The organism is Luteimonas terricola, assembly GCF_004352845.1.
In the GTDB taxonomy this organism is placed as follows: Bacteria; Pseudomonadota; Gammaproteobacteria; order Xanthomonadales; family Xanthomonadaceae; genus Luteimonas; species Luteimonas terricola.
The window spans coordinates 18,921-37,236 of the sequence record NZ_SJRX01000003.1; the positions used below are offsets into that span (position 1 = coordinate 18,921).

Annotated in this window: 17 protein-coding genes; 5 read left to right on the plus strand and 12 right to left on the minus strand. The window is 68.6% G+C overall.

Annotation, left to right across the window (positions count from 1 at the left end; all coding sequences use genetic code 11):
- Nucleotides 1–8: 8 nt before the first annotated feature.
- Genes E2169_RS07605 through E2169_RS07620 form a run of 4 tightly spaced genes read left to right on the plus strand, consistent with a single transcriptional unit; the run spans nt 9 to nt 5,219 of the window.
- On the plus strand, nt 9–1,310 hold the full coding sequence (locus E2169_RS07605) for an ABC transporter permease (protein ID WP_132986040.1): 1,302 nt from the start codon (nt 9–11) through the stop codon (nt 1,308–1,310).
- Between the two features lie 16 nt (nt 1,311–1,326).
- Nucleotides 1,327–2,559 (plus strand): ABC transporter permease, encoded by a 1,233-nt coding sequence (locus tag E2169_RS07610; protein ID WP_132986041.1) that lies wholly within the window; start codon nt 1,327–1,329, stop codon nt 2,557–2,559.
- Between the two features lie 9 nt (nt 2,560–2,568).
- On the plus strand, nt 2,569–3,909 hold the full coding sequence (locus tag E2169_RS07615) for a sigma-54-dependent transcriptional regulator (protein WP_132986042.1): 1,341 nt from the start codon (nt 2,569–2,571) through the stop codon (nt 3,907–3,909).
- On the plus strand, nt 3,909–5,219 hold the full coding sequence (locus E2169_RS07620) for a sensor histidine kinase (protein ID WP_132986043.1): 1,311 nt from the start codon (nt 3,909–3,911) through the stop codon (nt 5,217–5,219). The genes E2169_RS07615 and E2169_RS07620 overlap by 1 nt, the downstream gene beginning before the upstream one ends.
- 74 nt (nt 5,220–5,293) lie before the next feature.
- On the opposite strand, the gene glmU is transcribed toward E2169_RS07620, so the two are convergent.
- Nucleotides 5,294–6,682, minus strand: coding sequence for a bifunctional UDP-N-acetylglucosamine diphosphorylase/glucosamine-1-phosphate N-acetyltransferase GlmU (glmU, locus tag E2169_RS07625; protein ID WP_132986044.1), 1,389 nt, complete (start codon nt 6,680–6,682; stop codon nt 5,294–5,296).
- Between the two features lie 91 nt (nt 6,683–6,773).
- Here glmU and E2169_RS07630 point away from each other — a divergent pair, with 91 nt between their 5' ends.
- Nucleotides 6,774–7,157, plus strand: coding sequence for a GtrA family protein (locus E2169_RS07630; protein WP_132986045.1), 384 nt, complete (start codon nt 6,774–6,776; stop codon nt 7,155–7,157).
- Between the two features lie 175 nt (nt 7,158–7,332).
- Here E2169_RS07630 and E2169_RS07635 read toward each other — a convergent pair whose 3' ends face one another.
- The 11 genes from E2169_RS07635 to lpdA all read right to left on the minus strand — a co-directional run bounded on the left by E2169_RS07635 (nt 7,333) and on the right by lpdA (nt 18,314).
- Entirely contained in the window at nt 7,333–7,755 is a 423-nt protein-coding gene (locus E2169_RS07635; protein ID WP_132986046.1) for a F0F1 ATP synthase subunit epsilon, read from the minus strand.
- A gap of 15 nt (nt 7,756–7,770) precedes the next feature.
- Nucleotides 7,771–9,180 (minus strand): F0F1 ATP synthase subunit beta, encoded by a 1,410-nt coding sequence (atpD, locus tag E2169_RS07640; protein ID WP_132986047.1) that lies wholly within the window; start codon nt 9,178–9,180, stop codon nt 7,771–7,773.
- A 103-nt stretch (nt 9,181–9,283) separates the two neighbouring features.
- Complete coding sequence (gene atpG / locus E2169_RS07645; RefSeq protein ID WP_132986048.1) at nt 9,284–10,147, minus strand: F0F1 ATP synthase subunit gamma; 864 nt, start codon at nt 10,145–10,147, stop codon at nt 9,284–9,286.
- Between the two features lie 68 nt (nt 10,148–10,215).
- A complete protein-coding gene (gene atpA / locus E2169_RS07650; RefSeq protein WP_132986049.1) occupies nt 10,216–11,766 on the minus strand; it encodes a F0F1 ATP synthase subunit alpha in 1,551 nt (516 codons plus the stop codon).
- A gap of 95 nt (nt 11,767–11,861) precedes the next feature.
- Nucleotides 11,862–12,389 (minus strand): F0F1 ATP synthase subunit delta, encoded by a 528-nt coding sequence (locus E2169_RS07655; protein WP_132986050.1) that lies wholly within the window; start codon nt 12,387–12,389, stop codon nt 11,862–11,864.
- Between the two features lie 5 nt (nt 12,390–12,394).
- Nucleotides 12,395–12,865: a F0F1 ATP synthase subunit B gene (locus tag E2169_RS07660; RefSeq protein ID WP_132986051.1), complete on the minus strand. Its 471-nt coding sequence runs from the start codon at nt 12,863–12,865 to the stop codon at nt 12,395–12,397.
- Nucleotides 12,866–12,966: 101 nt separating this feature from the next.
- The gene (atpE, locus tag E2169_RS07665; protein ID WP_132986052.1) at nt 12,967–13,266 is read right to left on the minus strand and encodes a F0F1 ATP synthase subunit C; all 300 of its coding nucleotides are present in this window, start codon (nt 13,264–13,266) and stop codon (nt 12,967–12,969) included.
- A gap of 62 nt (nt 13,267–13,328) precedes the next feature.
- Nucleotides 13,329–14,126: a F0F1 ATP synthase subunit A gene (gene atpB / locus E2169_RS07670; RefSeq protein ID WP_132986053.1), complete on the minus strand. Its 798-nt coding sequence runs from the start codon at nt 14,124–14,126 to the stop codon at nt 13,329–13,331.
- Nucleotide 14,127: 1 nt separating this feature from the next.
- Entirely contained in the window at nt 14,128–14,508 is a 381-nt protein-coding gene (locus E2169_RS07675; RefSeq protein ID WP_132986054.1) for a hypothetical protein, read from the minus strand.
- A 321-nt stretch (nt 14,509–14,829) separates the two neighbouring features.
- Entirely contained in the window at nt 14,830–16,380 is a 1,551-nt protein-coding gene (locus E2169_RS07680) for a BCCT family transporter (RefSeq protein WP_132986055.1), read from the minus strand.
- A gap of 158 nt (nt 16,381–16,538) precedes the next feature.
- Entirely contained in the window at nt 16,539–18,314 is a 1,776-nt protein-coding gene (gene lpdA / locus E2169_RS07685) for a dihydrolipoyl dehydrogenase (protein ID WP_132986056.1), read from the minus strand.
- Between the last annotated feature and the right edge of the window lie 2 nt (nt 18,315–18,316).

Sequence of the window (18,316 nt, forward strand, 5' to 3'; positions counted from 1 at the left end):
ACACGACCATGCTCGCCTACTACCTCAAGCTCGCCCTGCGCAGCTTCCGCCGCAACAAGGCACTGACCGCGCTGATGGTGCTGGCGATCGCGCTGGGCATCGGTGCCTGCATGACCACGCTGACGGTGTTCACGGTGCTCTCCGGCGACCCGATCCCGGAGAAGAGCGACCGCCTGTTCTACGTGCAGCTCGACCCCGCGTCGATGCGCGGCTTCATTCCCCGCGAGGAGCCCTCGGCCCAGGTCACCCGCTTCGACGCCGAGACCCTGCTGCGCGAGAAGAAGGGCCTGCGCCAGGCGATGATGACCGGCGGCGCGGTCTCGATCACGCCGGAGAAGGCCGACCTGCCGCCGTTCTTCGCCCAAGCGCGCTACACCAGCGCCGACTTCTTCCCGATGTTCGCGGCACCGTTCCTGCACGGCACCGGCTGGACCGCCTCCGACGACACAAGCAGCGCGCGGGTCGCGGTGATCTCGAAGTCGCTCAACGATCGGGTTTTCGGTGGTGCCAACAGCGTCGGCCAGGCCCTGGTGACCGGCGGCAACGAGTTCCGGGTGGCGGGCGTGCTCGAGGACTGGCGGCCGACGCCGCGCTTCTACGACATGAACAGCGACCGTTACGGCGAGCTGGAAGAGGTCTTCGTGCCCTTCTCCACCTCGCGCGACCTCGAATTCAGCCGCAGCGGCAGCATGGACTGCTGGGGCGACTCCGGCGCCGACGAGACCGCGGTCAACGCGCCCTGCGTGTGGATCCAGTACTGGGTGGAACTCGAGGACGCATCGCAGGCCGCGGACTACAAGGCCTACCTGGACAATTACTCCGCGCAGCAGAAGGCCGCGGGCCGCTTCGAGCGCGAACCCAACGTCCGCCTGCGCAACGTCATGGACTGGCTCGACTTCAACCGCGTCGTTCCGCGCGACGTGATGATGCAGCTCTGGCTCGGCCTCGGTTTCCTGCTGGTCTGCCTGCTCAACACCGTCGGCCTGCTGCTGGCCAAGTTCCTGCGCCGCAGCGGCGAGATCGGCGTGCGCCGCGCCCTGGGCGCCTCGCGCAACGAGATCTTCAAGCAGTGCCTGGTGGAAGCCGGCGCGGTGGGGCTGGCCGGCGGCATCCTCGGCCTGGGCCTGGCGCTCCTCGGACTCTGGGCGGTGCGGCAACAGCCGTCGAGTTATGCCGAGCTGGCGCACCTGGACCTGCCGATGCTGCTGGCCACGTTCGTGCTCGCGGTAGTCGCCAGCATCGTCGCCGGCCTCCTTCCCGCGTGGCGCGCCATGGAGGTCGCGCCCGCCATCCAACTCAAGTCGCAGTGACCGCGAGGACCGACTGATGGACATCCGACCGATTCTTTCCACCCTGCTGCGGCACAAGACCGCAGCGGCGCTGATCGTCCTCGAGATCGCGCTGACCTGCGCCATCATCTGCAACGCGCTGTTCATGGTCGGCGAGCGCCTGACCCAGATGCGCCAGCCGAGCGGCATCGCCGTGGACGAACTGGTGCGCATTCAGATCATCCCCATCGGCAACGATGCCGATGCGGCCGCGCAGACGCGGTCCGACCTCCAGATGCTCCGGAGCCTGCCCGGTGTGACCGGCGCCACCACCACCAACCAGGTGCCGTTCGTGAACTCCTCCTGGAACTCGGGGGTGAACCTCGAGCCCGACCAGCAGCAGTCGACCCTGGTCGCCACCACCTACATGGGTGACGACCAGTTCCTGGACACATTCGGCGTGGAGCTGGTTGCCGGCCGCTACTTCACGGCCGACGAACTCATCCCGCACGCAGCGCTCAGCGACCCGGAGCAGGAGGTCAGGGTCCCCGGCGTGGTCGTCACCCGGACGCTGGCAGAACGGCTATTCCCGGGTGAGAACCCGCTGGGCAAGCCGATCTATGTGTGGGGCGACGAGCCCGTGCGCATCGTCGGCGTCGTTGCGAACCTGATCCGGCCCGGCAACGCGGGCGGTCCCGAGAGCAGCGAGTACACGCTGATCATGCCGGTGCGCGCCAACTACGACCTCGGTGGCCAGTACATCATTCGCACCACGCCGGAGCGACGCCAGGAGATCCTGGCGAGCGCCGGGGATGCGCTGCGCGCCAACGGCCCGAAGCGCATCATCCTCGAGGACAACACCAAGACCTTCCGCGAGTTGCGTGACGAGTACTACCAGCAGCAGCGCTCGATGGTCTGGCTGCTCGGCATCGTCTGCATCGCGCTGTTGCTGATCACCGCGCTGGGCATCGTCGGCCTGGCCAGCTTCTGGGTGCAGCAGCGCAGCAAGCAGATCGGCATCCGCCGCGCGCTGGGCGCCACCCGCGGCCAGATCCTGCGCTATTTCCAGATCGAGAATTTCCTGCTCGCCACCATCGGCATCGTCGTCGGCATGGTGCTGGCCTTCGGCATCAACCAGATGCTGATGGGCCGCTACGAGCTGCCGCGGCTGCCGCTGGTCTATCTGCCCATTGGCGCGGTGGCACTGTGGCTGCTGGGCCAGATCGCAGTGCTGGGACCGGCGCGGCGCGCGGCAGCCGTACCGCCGGCGGTCGCAACGCGGAGCGTATGATTCCGACCGATGCCGACGATCCTGATCATCGACGACAACCCCGCCGTCGCCACTGCGCTGGAGGTGCTGTTCTCGCTGCACGACATCGACACCGTCGCCGCGCAGTCGCCCGACGAGGGCCTGGCGCGGCTGCGGCGTGGCGACATCGACCTGGTGATCCAGGACATGAACTTCCACGCCGACACCACCTCGGGCGAGGAAGGCATGGCGCTGTTCCAGGCCATCCGCGGGCAGGAGCCGGACCTGCCGGTGATTTTGCTGACGGCGTGGACACACCTGGAAGCCGCGGTCGACCTGGTCAAGGCCGGTGCCGCGGACTATCTCGGCAAGCCCTGGGACGACCGCAAGCTGCAGGCCTCGGTCAACAACCTGCTCGAGCTGTCGGAGGCGCGGAAGGAGCTTGCGCGCCACCGCAGCGGTGAGCGGCGACGGCGCGACGCGCTGTCGCGCGACAACGACCTGCGCGGCGTGGTCTATGCCGACCCGGCCAGCGAACGCCTGCTGGCGCTGGCCTGCCAGGTGGCGCGCTCGGAGCTCCCGGTGCTGATCACCGGGCCCAACGGCGCCGGCAAGGAAAAAGTCGCCGAGATCGTGCACGCCAACTCGATGGTGAAGGACGGGCCGTTCGTCGCGCTCAACTGCGGCGCACTGCCCGGCGAGCTGATCGAGGCCGAGCTCTTCGGCGCCGAGGCCGGCGCCTACACCGGCGCGGGCAAGGCGCGCGAGGGCAAGTTCGAGGCCGCCGACGGCGGCACGCTGTTCCTCGACGAGATCGGCAACCTGCCGGCGGCCGGCCAGGTGAAGCTGCTGCGCGTGCTCGAGACCGGCCGCTTCGCGCGCCTGGGCGGCAACCGCGAGCGCCAGGTCAGGGTGCGCGTGGTCAGCGCGACCAATGCCGACCTGGCGGCGATGATCCGCGACGGCGGCTTCCGCGAAGACCTGTACTACCGCCTCAATGCCATCGAGCTGAAGCTGCCGCCGCTGGCCGAACGGCCCGACGACATCCTGCCGCTGGCGCTGCACTTCCTGCCCGCCGGCAAACGCCTGGGTGCCGATGCCGAACGCGCCCTGCTCCGCCACCCGTGGCCGGGCAACGTACGCGAGCTGCGCAACGTGGTGCAGCGCGCGGCGCTGCTGTCGATGGGCGAACTGATCCAGGCCGACGCGCTGGGCCTGCCGGCGGCCGAGGCCCGCCCCGCATCACCCGGCGCCGACGAACCCGACCGCGCGGCGATCGAGGGGGCGCTGGCGCGCAGCGGCGGCGTGCTCGCCCAGGCCGCTGCGGAGCTCGGGCTGTCGCGGCAGGCGCTGTACCGCCGCCTCGACCGCCTGGGCATCCGGCGCGAGTGATGCGGCGTCCGCTGCGGCTGCCGCTGAGCGTGACGTTCACCGCCCTCGCACTGGCCTACATGGCCATTGCGGCCGGGCTGGCGCTGCTGCTCGAACACTGGCTGCCCTCGCGCTGGCTGGCGCTGCTGCTTGCGGTCACCCTGCCCCTGCCGCTGCTGCTCTATCACGTCCGGCGCCTGCTCGCGCCCGCGCACTCGCTGTTCCGCGCGCTCGCGGGCAGCGTTGCCAGCTACCGCGACGGCGACTACAGCTTCGGGGTGTCCTGGGAAGGCGGCGGCGACCTCGGTGGCCTGGTCGCCAGCCACCGCGCGCTGGGCGACACCCTGCGCGACCAGCGCCTGCGCCTGGTGCAGCGCGAACTGCTGCTCGACACCATGGTGCAGAACACCCCGGTGGCGATGCTGCTGGTGGATCCATCGGGTCGCGTCGTGCTCGGCAACCTCGCCGCGCGCAAGCTGATCGGCGACGGCCGCAAGCTCGAGGGCGTCGCCTTCGACGAGCTGCTGGCGCAGATGCCCGATGCCATGCGCGACGCCTTCGCACGCGGCGGCGACGGCATGTTCACCGTCGGCAGCGATGACGACGAGGACATCTACCACCTCTCCCGCCGCCTGTTCCGCCTCAACGGCCGCCGCCACGAGCTGCTGCTGCTGCGCCAGCTCACCGCCGAGCTGCGCAGGCAGGAAGTACAGGTCTGGAAGAAGGTGATCCGGGTGATCAGCCATGAGCTCAACAACTCGCTGGCGCCGATCGCATCGCTTGCGCACTCGGGCGCCGAGCTGCTGCGCCGCGGCCAGCACGAACGGCTGCCCGCCGCGCTGGCCACGATCGAGGAGCGTGCGCGCCACCTCGAAGGCTTCATCCGCGACTACGCGCGCTTCGCCAAGCTGCCGGCGCCGCGTCTGGAAGCGATCGATTGGCGCGTGTTCCTCGAACGCCTGCGCAGCCAGGTCGACTTCGGCATCGAGGGCCATGTCGAAGGCAACGTGCGCGCCGATGCCGCGCAGCTGGGGCAGGCCATGCTCAACCTGCTCAAGAACGCGCACGAGTCCGGATCCACGCCCGGCGACGTGCGCCTGGCGCTGCGCCGCCTCCCCGATGCCTGGCGCATCGACGTGCTCGACCGCGGCAGCGGCATGAACGAGCCGGTGCTGGCCAACGCCCTGCTGCCGTTCTATTCCACCAAGCGCCACGGCACCGGCCTGGGCCTGGCCCTCACGCGCGAGATCGCCGAAGCGCACGGTGGCCGCATCGCGCTGACCAACCGCGATGGCGGCGGGCTGTGCGTGAGCCTCGTCCTGCCCGCCTGACATCGCCGGACGCCGCCCGATACCACCGGCTATCAATGCAGGAGCAGCTACAGCTGCTCCTACGGAGGCGGCTTCTAGCGGGGCTGCTTCTTCGGGCGCTGCCAGCCTTCGATGGTCTGCTGCCGTCCGCGCGCGACCGTGAGCTTGCCCTCCGGCGCATTGCCGGTGATCACCGAGCCCGCGCCGATGGTGGCGTCGCGGCCGATGGTCACCGGCGCAACCAGCGCCGAGTTGGAGCCGATGAAGGCGCCGTCCTCGATGGTGGTGGTGGACTTGTTGGCGCCGTCGTAGTTGCAGGTGATGGTGCCGGCACCGATGTTCACCCCGGCGCCGATGTCGGCATCGCCGACGTAGCTGAGGTGGTTGGCCTTGCTGCCCACGCCCAGCGCCGCGTTCTTGGTCTCGACGAAGTTGCCGATGTGCACGCCATCGGCCAGTACCGTGCCCGGGCGCAGGCGCGCGAACGGACCGATCTGCACCGCGCCCTCGGTGCGCGCGCCCTCGATGTCGCAGTGCGCGCGCACTTCGGTGCCGGGACCGAGTTCGGTGTCGCGGATGCGGCAGAAGGGGCCGATGCGCACGCCGTCGCCCAGCACCACGCGGCCTTCGAACACCACGCTGGCATCGATCTCGACGTCGCGACCCACGATGACCTCGCCACGGATGTCGACGCGCGCCGGGTCGGCGAAGCGCGCGCCGTCCGCGCACAGCGCGCGCACCAGCCGCAGCTGCATCGCGCGCTCCAGCTGCGCCAGCTGCCAGGGATCGTTGGCGCCTTCGGTCTCGACCGGATCGTCGACGAAGACCATCTCCGCGGCGCTGTACTCGGCGGCGGCCATCGCGAAGACATCAGTCAGGTAGTACTCGCCCTGCGCGTTGTCGCTGGACAGGCGCTGCAGCCAGTTCTTGAGCGCCGTTGATTCCGCAGCCAGCACGCCGGTGTTGACGATGTCGATGCGGCGCTGCTCGGCGTCGGCGTCCTTCTCCTCGACGATGGCGCCGACATTGCCTTCCGAGTCGCGCACGATGCGGCCATAGCCGCGCGGGTCTTCGAGTTCGGCCACCAGCACCGAAAGCCGGCTGTCCACGGCCAGCAGCCGGCGCAGGGTGGCGGCGGTGATCAGCGGCACGTCGCCGTAGAGCACCAGTACCTGGGCGCCATCGGGCACGCCGGGCATGGCCTCGCGCACGGCGTGGCCGGTGCCGAGCTGCTCGGCCTGTTCGACCCAGCGCAGGTCGGAGCGGTGGCTGTAGGCGGCGCGCACCTGGTCGCCGCCATGTCCGTGCACCACGTGGATGGCGGCCGGAGAAAGCGCGCGGGCGGCGGCCATGACGTGCGAGAGCATCGGTCGACCGGCGATCTTCTGCAGCACCTTGGGCAGGGCCGACTTCATGCGCTTGCCCTCGCCGGCGGCGAGGATCACGACGTGGAGTTCGTTCGCGGTGCGGTCTTGTGCGGGCATGGCGCGTCCTGGCCTGAGGTTCCGGCGGCCATTCTAAGGGGCATGCTGATAGCATGCGCGCGATGTCGCCGGCAGCCGCGGAACCCACCTCATGAACATGAAGCGCCAGGGCCCGCGCTACCTGGTCATCGGCGGCATCCAGTGGCTGCTGGACTGGGGCGTCATGGTGCTGCTCAGCCACGCCGGGCTGCGCATCGGCGTGGCCAATATCACGGGGCGGATCACCGGTGCGCTGATCGGGTTCTGGCTCAACGGCAAGATCACCTTCACCGGCGACGAACACGTCATCGGGCGCCGGCAGCTGCTGCGCTTTGTCGCCATGTGGCTGGTGATGACCCTGCTGAGCACCGTGGCGATCGAAGCGATCGACGACGTGCTCGGACGCAAGTGGGCGTGGCTGGCCAAGCCGCTCGTGGAAGCGTTCCTGGGCGTGCTCGGCTTCATCGGCTCGCGGCACTGGGTGTACAGGCGGTGATCGTCGGTGCCGGCGAACCGGCCAGCCACTGGATCTCGCCTTCGAGGGCGATCACGCTTGCAAGGCGCTGAGGCGGAATGCGAAACCCCGGCCGGGGCCGGGGTTGGTCTGGTGGCGGGACACTCCCGCGGGGCTTCCCCCATCTGCCCTTCGGGCTTCGGGGCGCTGCCGGGACTTAGTGCTTGAGGTTCTTGCGGAGGCGCTCGAGCGCCTGCAGCTGCGCCGCGACTTCGGCCATCTTCTGCTGCGCTTCGGCGATGTCCATCGCCTCGCCGCGGCCGGCGAGCACGCGCTCGGCCTCTTCCTTGGCCTTGCGCACCGCGGCCTCGTCGATCTCGTCGGCACGGATCGCGGTGTCGGCCAGGATCGTCACCACCTGCGGCTGCACCTCGAGGATGCCGCCGCTGATGGCGAAGTCCAGCTTCTCGCCGTTGGCCTGGGTGACCACGACCTTGCCGGGCTTGAGCCGGGTGATCAGCGGTGCGTGGCGCGGCGCGATGCCGAGTTCGCCGACTTCACCGGTGACGACCACCATGGTGGCCTCGCCGCGGAAGATCTCGGCCTCGGCGCTGACGATGTCGCAACGGATGGTGGTCATGATTGCCTACCTGCCTCAGGCCTTTTCGGCCATCTTCGCGGCCTTCTCGACCGCCTCGTCGATGCTGCCGACCATGTAGAACGCCTGCTCCGGCAGGTGGTCGTACTCGCCGTCCACGATGCCCTTGAAGCCGCGGATGGTTTCCTTCAGCGGCACGTACTTGCCCGGCGAACCGGTGAAGACTTCGGCCACGTGGAAGGGCTGCGAGAAGAAGCGCTCGATCTTGCGCGCGCGCGACACGGCCTGCTTGTCCTCTTCCGACAGCTCGTCCATGCCCAGGATCGCGATGATGTCCTTGAGCTCCTTGTACTTCTGCAGCGTCGCCTGGACCTTGCGCGCGGTGTCGTAGTGCTCGCTGCCGATCACGTTCGGATCGAGCTGGCGGCTGGTCGAGTCCAGCGGGTCGACCGCCGGGTAGATGCCCAGCGAAGCGATCTGGCGCGACAGCACGACGGTGGCGTCGAGGTGGGCGAAGGTGGTCGCCGGCGAGGGGTCGGTCAGGTCGTCCGCGGGCACGTACACGGCCTGGATCGAGGTGATCGAACCACTCTTGGTCGAGGTGATGCGCTCCTGCAGCACGCCCATTTCCTCGGCGAGCGTGGGCTGGTAGCCCACCGCCGACGGCATGCGGCCGAGCAGCGCCGACACTTCGGTGCCGGCGAGCGTGTAGCGGTAGATGTTGTCGACGAACAGCAGCACGTCCTTGCCCTTGCCGCTCTCGTCCTTCTCGTCGCGGAAGTACTCGGCCATGGTCAGGCCGGTCAGTGCCACGCGCAGGCGGTTGCCCGGCGGCTCGTTCATCTGGCCGTAGACCATCGCCACCTTGTCGAGGACGTTGGAGTCCTTCATCTCGTGGTAGAAGTCGTTGCCCTCGCGGGTACGCTCGCCCACGCCGGCGAACACCGACAGGCCTTCATGCGCCTTGGCGATGTTGTTGATGAGTTCCATCATGTTGACGGTCTTGCCCACGCCGGCGCCGCCGAACAGGCCGACCTTGCCGCCCTTGGCGAACGGGCACATCAGGTCGATGACCTTGATGCCGGTTTCCAGCAGCTCGGTGGACGAGGACTGGTCCTCGTAGGACGGCGCGGCGCGGTGGATCTCCCAGTGCGCCGAGGCGTCGATCGGGCCGGCCTCGTCGATCGGGCGGCCGAGCACGTCCATGATGCGGCCCAGCGTGCCGGCGCCGACCGGCACCACGATGCCGTTGCCGGTATTGGTGGCCACGAGGTTGCGCTTCAGGCCGTCGGTCGAGCCGAGCGCGATCGTGCGCACGATGCCGTCGCCGAGCTGCTGCTGCACTTCGAGGGTGATCTCGGTGCCTTCGACCTTCAGTGCGTCGTACACCTTCGGCACTTCGCTGCGCGGGAATTCCACGTCGACGACGGCGCCGATGATCTGGACGATCTTGCCCTGGTTGCTCATTGCCTGGTCCTCTGAAACTTGATGTCTTTATCTGATTGCGGGAGCGGCCATGGCCGCGACTCGTCGGGACCGGGCACTGCGCCCCTCCCACATGCTGTTTGGATCAGACCGCGGCCGCGCCGCCCACGATCTCGGAAATTTCCTGCGTGATCGCCGCCTGCCGGGCCTTGTTGTAGACCAGGTTGAGCGTGTCGATCAGCTTGTTCGCGTTGTCGCTCGCGGCCTTCATCGCGACCATGCGCGCGGCGTGCTCGGAGGCGATGTTCTCCATCACCGCCTGGTACACCAGCGATTCGATGTAGCGGGTCAGCACGTGCTCGAGCACGGTCTGCGCATCGGGCTCGTAGAGGTAGTCCCAGTCGTGGGTCACCAGTTGCTCGTCCGACGGCGGCAGCGGCAGCAGCTGGTCGAACGCGGCGCGCTGGGTCATCGTGTTGACGAAGTCGTTGTAGACCACGAACACGCGGTCCTGGCGGCCTTCGATATAGCCGTCGATCATCACCTTGACGATGCCGATCAGCTGCTCGACCTCCGGGTTGTCGCCCAGGTGGGTGACGCTGGCCAGCATGTCCACCTTCAGGCGGCGGAAGAACACCGTCGCCTTCTGGCCGATGGTGACCACGTCGACCTCGACGCCCTTCTCGTGCCACTGGCGGATCTCGCCCAGCAGCTTGCGGAACAGGTTGTTGTTCAGCCCGCCGGCGAGGCCGCGGTCGGACGAGACGATGATGTAACCGACGCGCTTGACCTCGGGCCGCTCCACCAGGAACGGGTGCCGGAAGTCGGTGTTCGCCTGCGCCAGGTGGCCGATCATCTGCTTCATCGCACGCGCGTACGGGCGCGAGGCCTTCATCCGCTCCTGCGCCTTGCGGATCTTCGAGGCCGAGACCATTTCGAGCGCGCGCGTCACCTTGCGGGTGTTCTGCACGCTCTTGATCTTGGTTTTGATTTCTCTGCCGCCGGCCATGTCTTCGCTCGCTCTGCTCGCTATGGGGTTCTGGGATCCTGGAACCGGGGCCTTCGCCCCGGATCAGCTCACCAGGACCCGGTCGCCTTGAAGTCCTCGATGCCCTTGCGGAACGCCGCTTCGATCTCGTCGTTCCAGGCACCGCTGCCGTTGACCTGGGTCACCAGCTCGCCGGCGGTGTTGTCGAAGTGCGCGTGCAGGCCTTCCTCGAACGCACCGATCTTGGCGACCGCCACGTCGTCGATGTAGCCCTCGTTCACGGCATAGATCGACAGCGCCTGGTGGGCGATCGACATCGGCTGGTACTGCTTCTGCTTCATCAGCTCGGTGACGCGCTGGCCGCGCTCGAGCTGCTTGCGGGTGGCGTCGTCGAGGTCGGAGGCGAACTGCGCGAACGCTGCCAGCTCGCGGTACTGCGCCAGGGCGATACGGATGCCGCCCGAGAGCTTCTTGATGATCTTGGTCTGGGCCGCACCACCGACGCGCGACACCGAGATGCCGGCGTTCACGGCCGGGCGGATGCCGGCGTTGAACAGATCGGTCTCGAGGAAGATCTGGCCGTCGGTGATCGAGATCACGTTGGTCGGCACGAACGCGGACACGTCGCCGGCCTGGGTCTCGATGATCGGCAGCGCGGTCAAGCTGCCGGTCTTGCCTTTCACTTCGCCGTCGGTGAACTTCTCGACGTAGTCCTCGGACACGCGCGCGGCGCGCTCAAGCAGGCGGGAGTGCAGGTAGAAGACGTCGCCCGGGTAGGCTTCGCGGCCCGGCGGGCGGCGCAGCAGCAGCGAGATCTGGCGGTAGGCCACGGCCTGCTTGGACAGGTCGTCATAGACGATCAGCGCGTCCTGGCCGCGATCCATGAAGTACTCGCCCATGGTGCAGCCGGAGTAGGGGCTGATGTACTGCATCGCCGCCGACTCGGACGCCGTGGCCGCCACCACGATCGTGTGCGCCATGGCGCCGTTCTCTTCCAGCTTGCGCACGATGTTGGCCACCGTCGAGGCCTTCTGGCCGATGGCGACGTACACGCACTTGATGCCGGTGTCCTTCTGGTTGATCACCGCGTCGATGGCCAGCGCGGTCTTGCCGGTCTGGCGGTCACCGATGACCAGCTCGCGCTGGCCGCGGCCGATCGGGATCATGGCGTCGACCGACTTGTAGCCGGTCTGCACCGGCTGGTCGACCGACTTGCGCCAGATCACGCCGGGCGCCACGCGCTCCACCGGCGCGCTCAGCGAAGCGGTGATCGGGCCCTTGCCGTCGATCGGCTCGCCGAGCGCATTGACCACGCGACCCAGCAGTTCGGGACCCACCGGCACCTCGAGGATGCGGCCGGTGGTCTTGGCCACGTCGCCCTCGCGCAGGTGCTCGTAGTCGCCCAGGACCACGGCGCCGACCGAGTCGCGCTCGAGGTTCAGGGCCAGCGCGAAGGTGTCGTTCGGCAGCTCGATCATTTCGCCCTGCATCACGTCGGCCAGGCCGTAGATGCGCACGATGCCGTCGGACACGGACGTCACCGTGCCCTCGTTGCGCGCCTCGGCGGCCAGCTTGACCTTCTCGATGCGGCTCTTGATCAGTTCGCTGATTTCAGAGGGGTTGAGCTGGGTGCTTGCCATTTCCGGTTCCTCGGTGCGCGCCAGCGGCTGGTGCGCGGTAAGTGGATCTTGTGGTGGCGTCGCCGCCGGCGGGTGCCGGGCCGCGACGTCCTTGCTTACTGGCTCAGTGCCGACTGCAGGCGCGCGAGCTTGCCGCGCAGCGAGCCGTCGATGACGACGTCGCCGGCGCTGATCACCGCGCCGCCGATGAGTGCGGCGTCGACCGCGGTTTCGACCTCGACCCTGCTGCCGAAGCGACGCTCGAGCGCCGCGCGGATGCCGGCCATCTCGGACTCCGACAGCTCGGCCGCCGAAGTCACCGTGGCGCGCACGATGTTCTCGGCGTCCGCACGCAGGTCCTCGTACAGGCCGGCGATCTCGGGCAGCTGGGCCAGGCGCCCGTTGGTGGCGAGCAGCGCAAGGAAATCACGCTGCTCGACCGCCGCGGACTCCGGCGCCAGCAATTCGACGGCGTCGGCGTCGGTGAGCGACGGATGGCCCAGCAGCGGCGCGACCCGCGGGTCGGCCGCGACGCGGGCGGAGAACGCCAGCGCCTGCGACCAGCCCGCGAAATCGCCGCGGTCGCGCGCGATGCCGAAGGCGGCGCGGGCGTAGGGACGGGCGAGGGTGATCTCCTGGCTCATCGGGCTCAGATCTCCGCGGCGAGTTCGTCGAGCAGCGCCTTGTGGGCGCTGGCGTCGATCTCACGCTTCAACAGCTTCTCCGCGCCGGTGACGGCAAGCGCGGACACCTGGCGACGCAGGTCCTCGCGGGCACGGTTGGCCGACGCCTCGATCTCGGCGTCGAACATGGCCTTCTGCCGGATGGCCTCGGTCTGCGCTTCCACGCGCGCGGCGTCGACGATCTGGTTGGCGCGCTGGTGCGCCTGGTCGATGATCTCGTTGGCCTTGGTGCGCGCAGCCTTGAGCTCCTCGTTCGCCGTGTCCTGGGCCTGCGCAAGCGCGCGCTGGCTGTTGTCGGCGGCGGCGAGGCCCTCGGCGATCTTCTGCTGGCGCTCTTCGATGGCCTTGAGCAGCGGCGGCCAGACGAAGGTGGCGATCAGCCAGATCAGCGCGGCAAACGAGAGTGCCTGGGCGATCAGGGTGAGATTGATGTTCATGGCAGTGCCTGTCGTGGTGGTCGGGGCATGCGGGGGCGCATGCCGGCCTTACTGCGTGGCGCGGGCGGCCGGGGCCGCCCACGCCGTGCGCGGCGAGGCGATCAGCCGGCCAGCTGCGCCAGGGCGTCGGTCCACGGACCGATGAACGGGCTGGCGAACGCGAACAGCAGGCCGACGGCGACCGTGATGATGAACGCGGCGTCGATCAGGCCGGCGGTGATGAACATGCGCACCTGCAGCACCGGGATCAGCTCGGGCTGGCGCGCGGCCGACTCGAGGAACTTGCCCGACATGATGGCGAGGCCGAGACCGGCGCCGAGGGCGGCGAGGCCGACCATGATGCCGATACCGAGGGCGCTGAAGGCCTGGACCTGGGCAAGCGTGGTGAGGATGGTTTCCATGGTTATCTCCGGGCGTGGTGCTTTTGAGGGTTGGACGAAAGGGTTGGGTTGCAGCTGGAACTTCAGTGACTGTCTTCCGACAGGCTCAGGTAGACGATCGACAGCATCATGAAGATGAAGGCCTGCAGCGGGACCACCAGGATGTGGAAGATCATCCAGCCGAGGCCGAACACGGCACCGCCGAGCAGGCCGACGATGCTGGCGCCGCCGAGCACCCAGATCAGCAGGAACACGATCTCGCCGCCGAACATGTTGCCGAACAGTCGCATCGCCAGCGAGATCGGCTTGCTGACCCATTCGACGATGTTGAGGATGAGGTTGGCAGGCAGCATCCACTTGCCGAATGGCGTGGTCAGGAAGTCCTTGGTGAAGCCGCCAAGGCCCTTCGCGCGCAGGCCGAAGAACAGCATCAGGAAGAACACGCTGATCGACAGGCCCAGGGTGGCGTTGACGTCCGCCGTCGGCACCGGCTTCCAGTACTCGACGCCGATCCAGGACAGCGGGACGGCGAAGAAGTCGGCCGGGATGAACTTCAGCATGTTCATCAACAGGATCCAGAAGAACAGGGTGATCGCGATCGGCGTCACCAGCTTGCTGGTCCCGTGGTAGGTGTCGCGCGCCTGGCGGTCGACGAACTCGAGCATGATCTCGACGAAGGCCTGCCACTTGCCCGGCACGCCCGCGGTGGCGCGGCGCGTGCCCGCCCAGAACAGGAAGGTGATCAGCAGCCCCATCGCCAGCGAGCTGACCAGGGTGTCGACGTGGAGGGTCATGAAAGACCCCTCGCCGACCGACGCGGTCAGGTTCTGCAGGTGGTGCTGGATGTAGCTGGTGGGGGTGAGTTCCGCCGCAGCCGCCATTTCAAGGATTCCCGTTTCGATGTCCGCCGGCCATGGCCAGCACCTGTGCCACCAAGGCGGCCACCACGCCCCCGATTACCGCCAGGGCCGGCAGCCGCACCACGGCGATCGCGACGAACAGCACTGCGATCACCACGAACCACTTCGCCAGCAGCCCCAGCACCAGACGCGAAAGCGCGCCGGCCGCCGGTGCGATGCCCCCACCCAGCGCAAGCACGCCGTACAGCGCGCCGCCCGCGGTGATGGCCGCGCCCCCCGCCACTGCCGCCACGGCCCACGCGGAACCCTTCGCAAATAGCGCAAGCGCCAGCGCAGCGACCGCGATCACCTGCCAGGCGATCGTGCGCCGCACCAGCCGCGAACCTGCGGCAAGGGGATTCAACACATGCTGTCCTGTGGCTGTGGTGCGGGAGCCGCTGCAAACTGGCCCTGTCTAGCCCCGGAATTATAGCAGTCATATTCACCTGGGGCCAATGCCGGAAGGAGATGCTCCCCCGGCACCGGATGCTGGCCCGAACCCGCTCCGCGGACAGGAGCGGGCTGCCCCCACGGACGGCCCGACCCATTCAGAAAATCGCAGTGGTTCGGGGGGAACCCTTTCGAGGCCGGGCTGTCCCACCTTGTGCCTGGCCTGCCCGTTCTCCCCTCGTCGATCCGTGCAGGTCCTGCATGAAGCCCCGGCATTGCGCCGGGGCTTCGACTTTCACGGGCCCTGCCGTTCCTGCTGCTCCTGCTCGCGGGCGATCCAGTCCTCGATCGCGCGCCGGGAACGGCGCTCCTCGGCCTTTTCGCGCAGGGCCTCGACGCTCAGGACCCGATGCAGGCCGATCATCACCCCGACCAGAAGCAGGGCGAACGGCAAGGCCGCCACGGTGACCAGCGTCTGCAGGGCGTCCAGGCCGCCGGCCACAAGCATCGCCGAAGCGATCAGGGCGATGGCGATGCCCCAGGCGAACTTGCGCGCCAGGCTCGGGTCACCCGCTACCTCCGACGACATCGAGCCGAGGATGAGGATCCCCGAATCGGCCGAAGTCACGAAGAAGATCACAAGCAGCAGGACCGACAGTCCCGACAGCAGGTCAGCGAACGGCAGGCTCGCGTACATGCTGAAAAGCACGGTCTCGTAGCCCTCCGCCAGGGCACCGGCCATGTCCAGGCCGCCAAACATCTGTGCCCACAGCGCAGCGCCGCCGAAGGTCGAGAACCAGGCGAAGCCGAGCAGGCTGGGCACCGCCACCACGCCCAGGATGAACTCGCGCACGCTGCGGCCGTAGGACACGCGGGCGATGAATGCGCCCACGAAGGGCGACCACGAGATCCACCAGGCCCAGTAGAAGATCGTCCAGTCGGCGACCCAGCTGTGGCCCGTGAACGGGGTCATCGTCAGGCTCATCGCCACAAGATGGTCCAGATAGCCGCCCAGCGAAGTGGTGAAGGTCTCGAAAATGAAGCCGGTGGGTCCCAGGAGCGCGACGGCCAGCATCAGCGCCCCGGCAAGGGCGAGGTTGAAGGACGACAGCCATTTGATGCCCCGGTCCACCCCGCTGGCACTCGACGCCATGTACAGCACGAAGCACACCCCGATCACCGTCAGCTGCATGCCAAGGCCCGTGGGCAGGCCGAACACGCGCCCGATGCCGGCGCTGATCTGCATCGTGCCGAAGCCCAGCGTGGTGGCCACTCCGATCGCGGTCGCGACCACCGCGATGATGTTGACCACGCGGCCGATCCAGCCGCGGTGCCGCTCGCCGATCAGGGGCTGCAGGAGGTCGCTGATCAGCCCGCGGCCCTTGCGGTTGTACTGGAACCAGGCAATGGCGAGCCCCATCAGCGCATAGATCGCCCATGGGTGCAGGCCCCAGTGGAAGAAGGTGTAGCGCATCGCCGCGCGCGCGGCCTGCGGCGTCCCTGCCGGCAGGTTCTCGGGTGGAAACATGAGGTGTGAGACCGGCTCGGCGGCGCCCCAGAACACCAGCCCGATGCCCATGCCCGCCGCGAACAGCATCGCAAGCCAGGTGATGCCGGAGAACTCCGGCTCGGCGTCCGTGCCGCCGATGCGCAGTCGTGCCAGGGGACCGAAGGCCAGGTAGACGAGGAACGCGAGCGTGAGGAACACGATCAACAGGTAGAGCCAGCCGGCGTGGTTGATGACGGCGGCGAGCGCGGCGCTGGTCACCTGCCCGAACTGCGCCGGCGCGAGGCCCGCGCCGACGGCAAGCACCACCACCAGCAGCAGCGAGATGCGAAACACCATGGTGGGGACTCCTGTTGCATGGGCCGACGCCGGGCAGCATAGGCCACCGCGCTGCGGTGCGACGCGGGGCACCGCGTGCCCCACACAATGAAGACATGCCGCAGTTCCTGGCCTGCACGTCGTCGGGGCAAGGCCCCGGAAACCGGGGCGGCCCGGCGCTACTTCTTGCGCTTGGGCATGTAGAGGTCGGTGATGGTGCCTTCGAAGATCTCGGCGGCCATCGCCACCGACTCCGACAGCGTCGGATGCGGGTGGATGGTGTGGCCGATGTCGGCTGCCTCGGCGCCCATCTCGATCGCCAGCGCGACCTCGGCGATCAGCTCGCCGGCGTGCGGGCCGACGATGGCGCCGCCGATGACCCGCTTGGTCCCTTCGTCGAACAGCAGCTTGGTGAAGCCCTCGCCGCGGCCGATGCCGACCGCACGCGCGCTTGCCGCCCACGGGAACTTCGCCACGCCGGGCTTGATGCCCTTGGCCTTGGCCTCGGTTTCGGTCAGGCCGACCCAAGCGATCTCGGGATCGGTATAGGCCACCGACGGGATTACCCGCGCCACCCATTCGCGCTTTTCGCCGGCGGCGACCTCGGCCGCGAGCTTGCCTTCATGCGTCGCCTTGTGGGCGAGCATCGGCTGGCCGACGACGTCGCCGATGGCGAAGATATGCGGCACGTTGCTGCGCATCTGCGCATCGACATCGATGAAGCCACGCTCGCCCACGCGCACGCCGGCCTTCTCCGCGCCGAGCCTGCCGCCGTTGGGCACCCGGCCCACCGCCACCAGCACGCGATCGAACAGCTTGCCATCGGGAATGCTGTCGCCTTCGAAGCTGCAGTTGATGCCGTTCTTCTGCGCCTTGGCGTCGACCACCTTGGTCTTCAGGTGGATGGCCACGCCCTGCTTCTTCAGGCGGTCGGCCAGCGGCTTGACCAGGTCCTTGTCGGCGCCGGGCATCAGCTGGTCGGCCAGCTCGACCACGGTGATCTGGCTGCCCAGCGCGCGGTACACGGTAGCCATTTCCAGGCCGATGATGCCGCCGCCCACGACCAGGAGCTTCTTCGGCACCTCGGCCAGCTCCAGCGCGTCGGTGGAGTCCATCACCCGCGGATCGTCCCAGGGGAAGCCCGGCAGCTCCAGCGCCTGCGAGCCGGCGGCGATGATGCACTGCGCGAAGCGCAGCAGCTGCGTCTTGCCGTCGGCGCCGGTCACTTCAAGCTCGTTGGCCGAGGCGAAGCTGCCGCTGCCGGACACCACGCGCACCTTGCGCTGCTTCGCCATGCCGGCCAGGCCCTTGTTGAACTGGCCGACCACGCGATCCTTGTGGCCGCGCAGGCCGTCGATGTCGATCTTCGGCTTGCCGAAGCTGATGCCGTAGTCGGCGGCGTGCGCGGCCTCCTCGATCACCCCGGCGGCATGCAGCAGGGCCTTGGACGGGATGCAACCGACGTTGAGGCAGACGCCGCCGAGCTGCTCGTAGCGCTCGACCAGGACCACGTCCAGGCCGAGGTCGGCGGCGCGGAAGGCAGCCGTGTAGCCGCCGGGGCCCGCGCCCAGCACCACCAGCGCGCATTCGATGTCGGCCTTGCGCCCGCTGGACGCGGCGGGTGCGGGGGCCTCGGGTTCTGCAGGTGCGCGGTGCGAGCGCGCCACCGGCGGCTTGCCGGGGCCGGCATCGGCGGCGCCGGGAGCCGCGGCGCCGCCCTCTGCCTCGAGCACCACCACCACGCCGCCTTCGGTCACCGTATCGCCGACCTTGACCTTGATCTCGCGCACCACGCCGGCGGCCGACGAGGGCACTTCCATCGTCGCCTTGTCCGACTCCAGCGTCACCAGCCCCTGGTCGACGGCGACGGTGTCGCCCACGGCCACCAGCACTTCGATCACCGGCACGTCGCCGCCGCCGATGTCGGGAACCTTCACTTCGATCGTGTTCGCCATGT

Excerpts from the sequence above, each read along its gene's own strand:
- glmU (WP_132986044.1), bottom strand. The coding sequence starts at position 6,682 with ATGCCCGCACAAGACCGCACCGCGAACGAACTCCACGTCGTGATCCTC.
- atpB (WP_132986053.1), bottom strand. The coding sequence starts at position 14,126 with ATGGCGGCTGCGGCGGAACTCACCCCCACCAGCTACATCCAGCACCAC.
- E2169_RS07605 (WP_132986040.1), top strand. The coding sequence starts at position 9 with ATGCTCGCCTACTACCTCAAGCTCGCCCTGCGCAGCTTCCGCCGCAAC.
- E2169_RS07635 (WP_132986046.1), bottom strand. The coding sequence starts at position 7,755 with ATGACCACCATCCGTTGCGACATCGTCAGCGCCGAGGCCGAGATCTTC.
- lpdA (WP_132986056.1), bottom strand. The coding sequence starts at position 18,314 with ATGGCGAACACGATCGAAGTGAAGGTTCCCGACATCGGCGGCGGCGAC.
- E2169_RS07660 (WP_132986051.1), bottom strand. The coding sequence starts at position 12,865 with ATGAACATCAATCTCACCCTGATCGCCCAGGCACTCTCGTTTGCCGCG.
- atpA (WP_132986049.1), bottom strand. The coding sequence starts at position 11,766 with ATGGCAAGCACCCAGCTCAACCCCTCTGAAATCAGCGAACTGATCAAG.
- atpD (WP_132986047.1), bottom strand. The coding sequence starts at position 9,180 with ATGAGCAACCAGGGCAAGATCGTCCAGATCATCGGCGCCGTCGTCGAC.
- E2169_RS07615 (WP_132986042.1), top strand. The coding sequence starts at position 2,569 with ATGCCGACGATCCTGATCATCGACGACAACCCCGCCGTCGCCACTGCG.
- E2169_RS07620 (WP_132986043.1), top strand. The coding sequence starts at position 3,909 with ATGCGGCGTCCGCTGCGGCTGCCGCTGAGCGTGACGTTCACCGCCCTC.
- atpE (WP_132986052.1), bottom strand. The coding sequence starts at position 13,266 with ATGGAAACCATCCTCACCACGCTTGCCCAGGTCCAGGCCTTCAGCGCC.
- E2169_RS07610 (WP_132986041.1), top strand. The coding sequence starts at position 1,327 with ATGGACATCCGACCGATTCTTTCCACCCTGCTGCGGCACAAGACCGCA.
- E2169_RS07680 (WP_132986055.1), bottom strand. The coding sequence starts at position 16,380 with ATGGTGTTTCGCATCTCGCTGCTGCTGGTGGTGGTGCTTGCCGTCGGC.
- E2169_RS07630 (WP_132986045.1), top strand. The coding sequence starts at position 6,774 with ATGAACATGAAGCGCCAGGGCCCGCGCTACCTGGTCATCGGCGGCATC.
- atpG (WP_132986048.1), bottom strand. The coding sequence starts at position 10,147 with ATGGCCGGCGGCAGAGAAATCAAAACCAAGATCAAGAGCGTGCAGAAC.
- E2169_RS07655 (WP_132986050.1), bottom strand. The coding sequence starts at position 12,389 with ATGAGCCAGGAGATCACCCTCGCCCGTCCCTACGCCCGCGCCGCCTTC.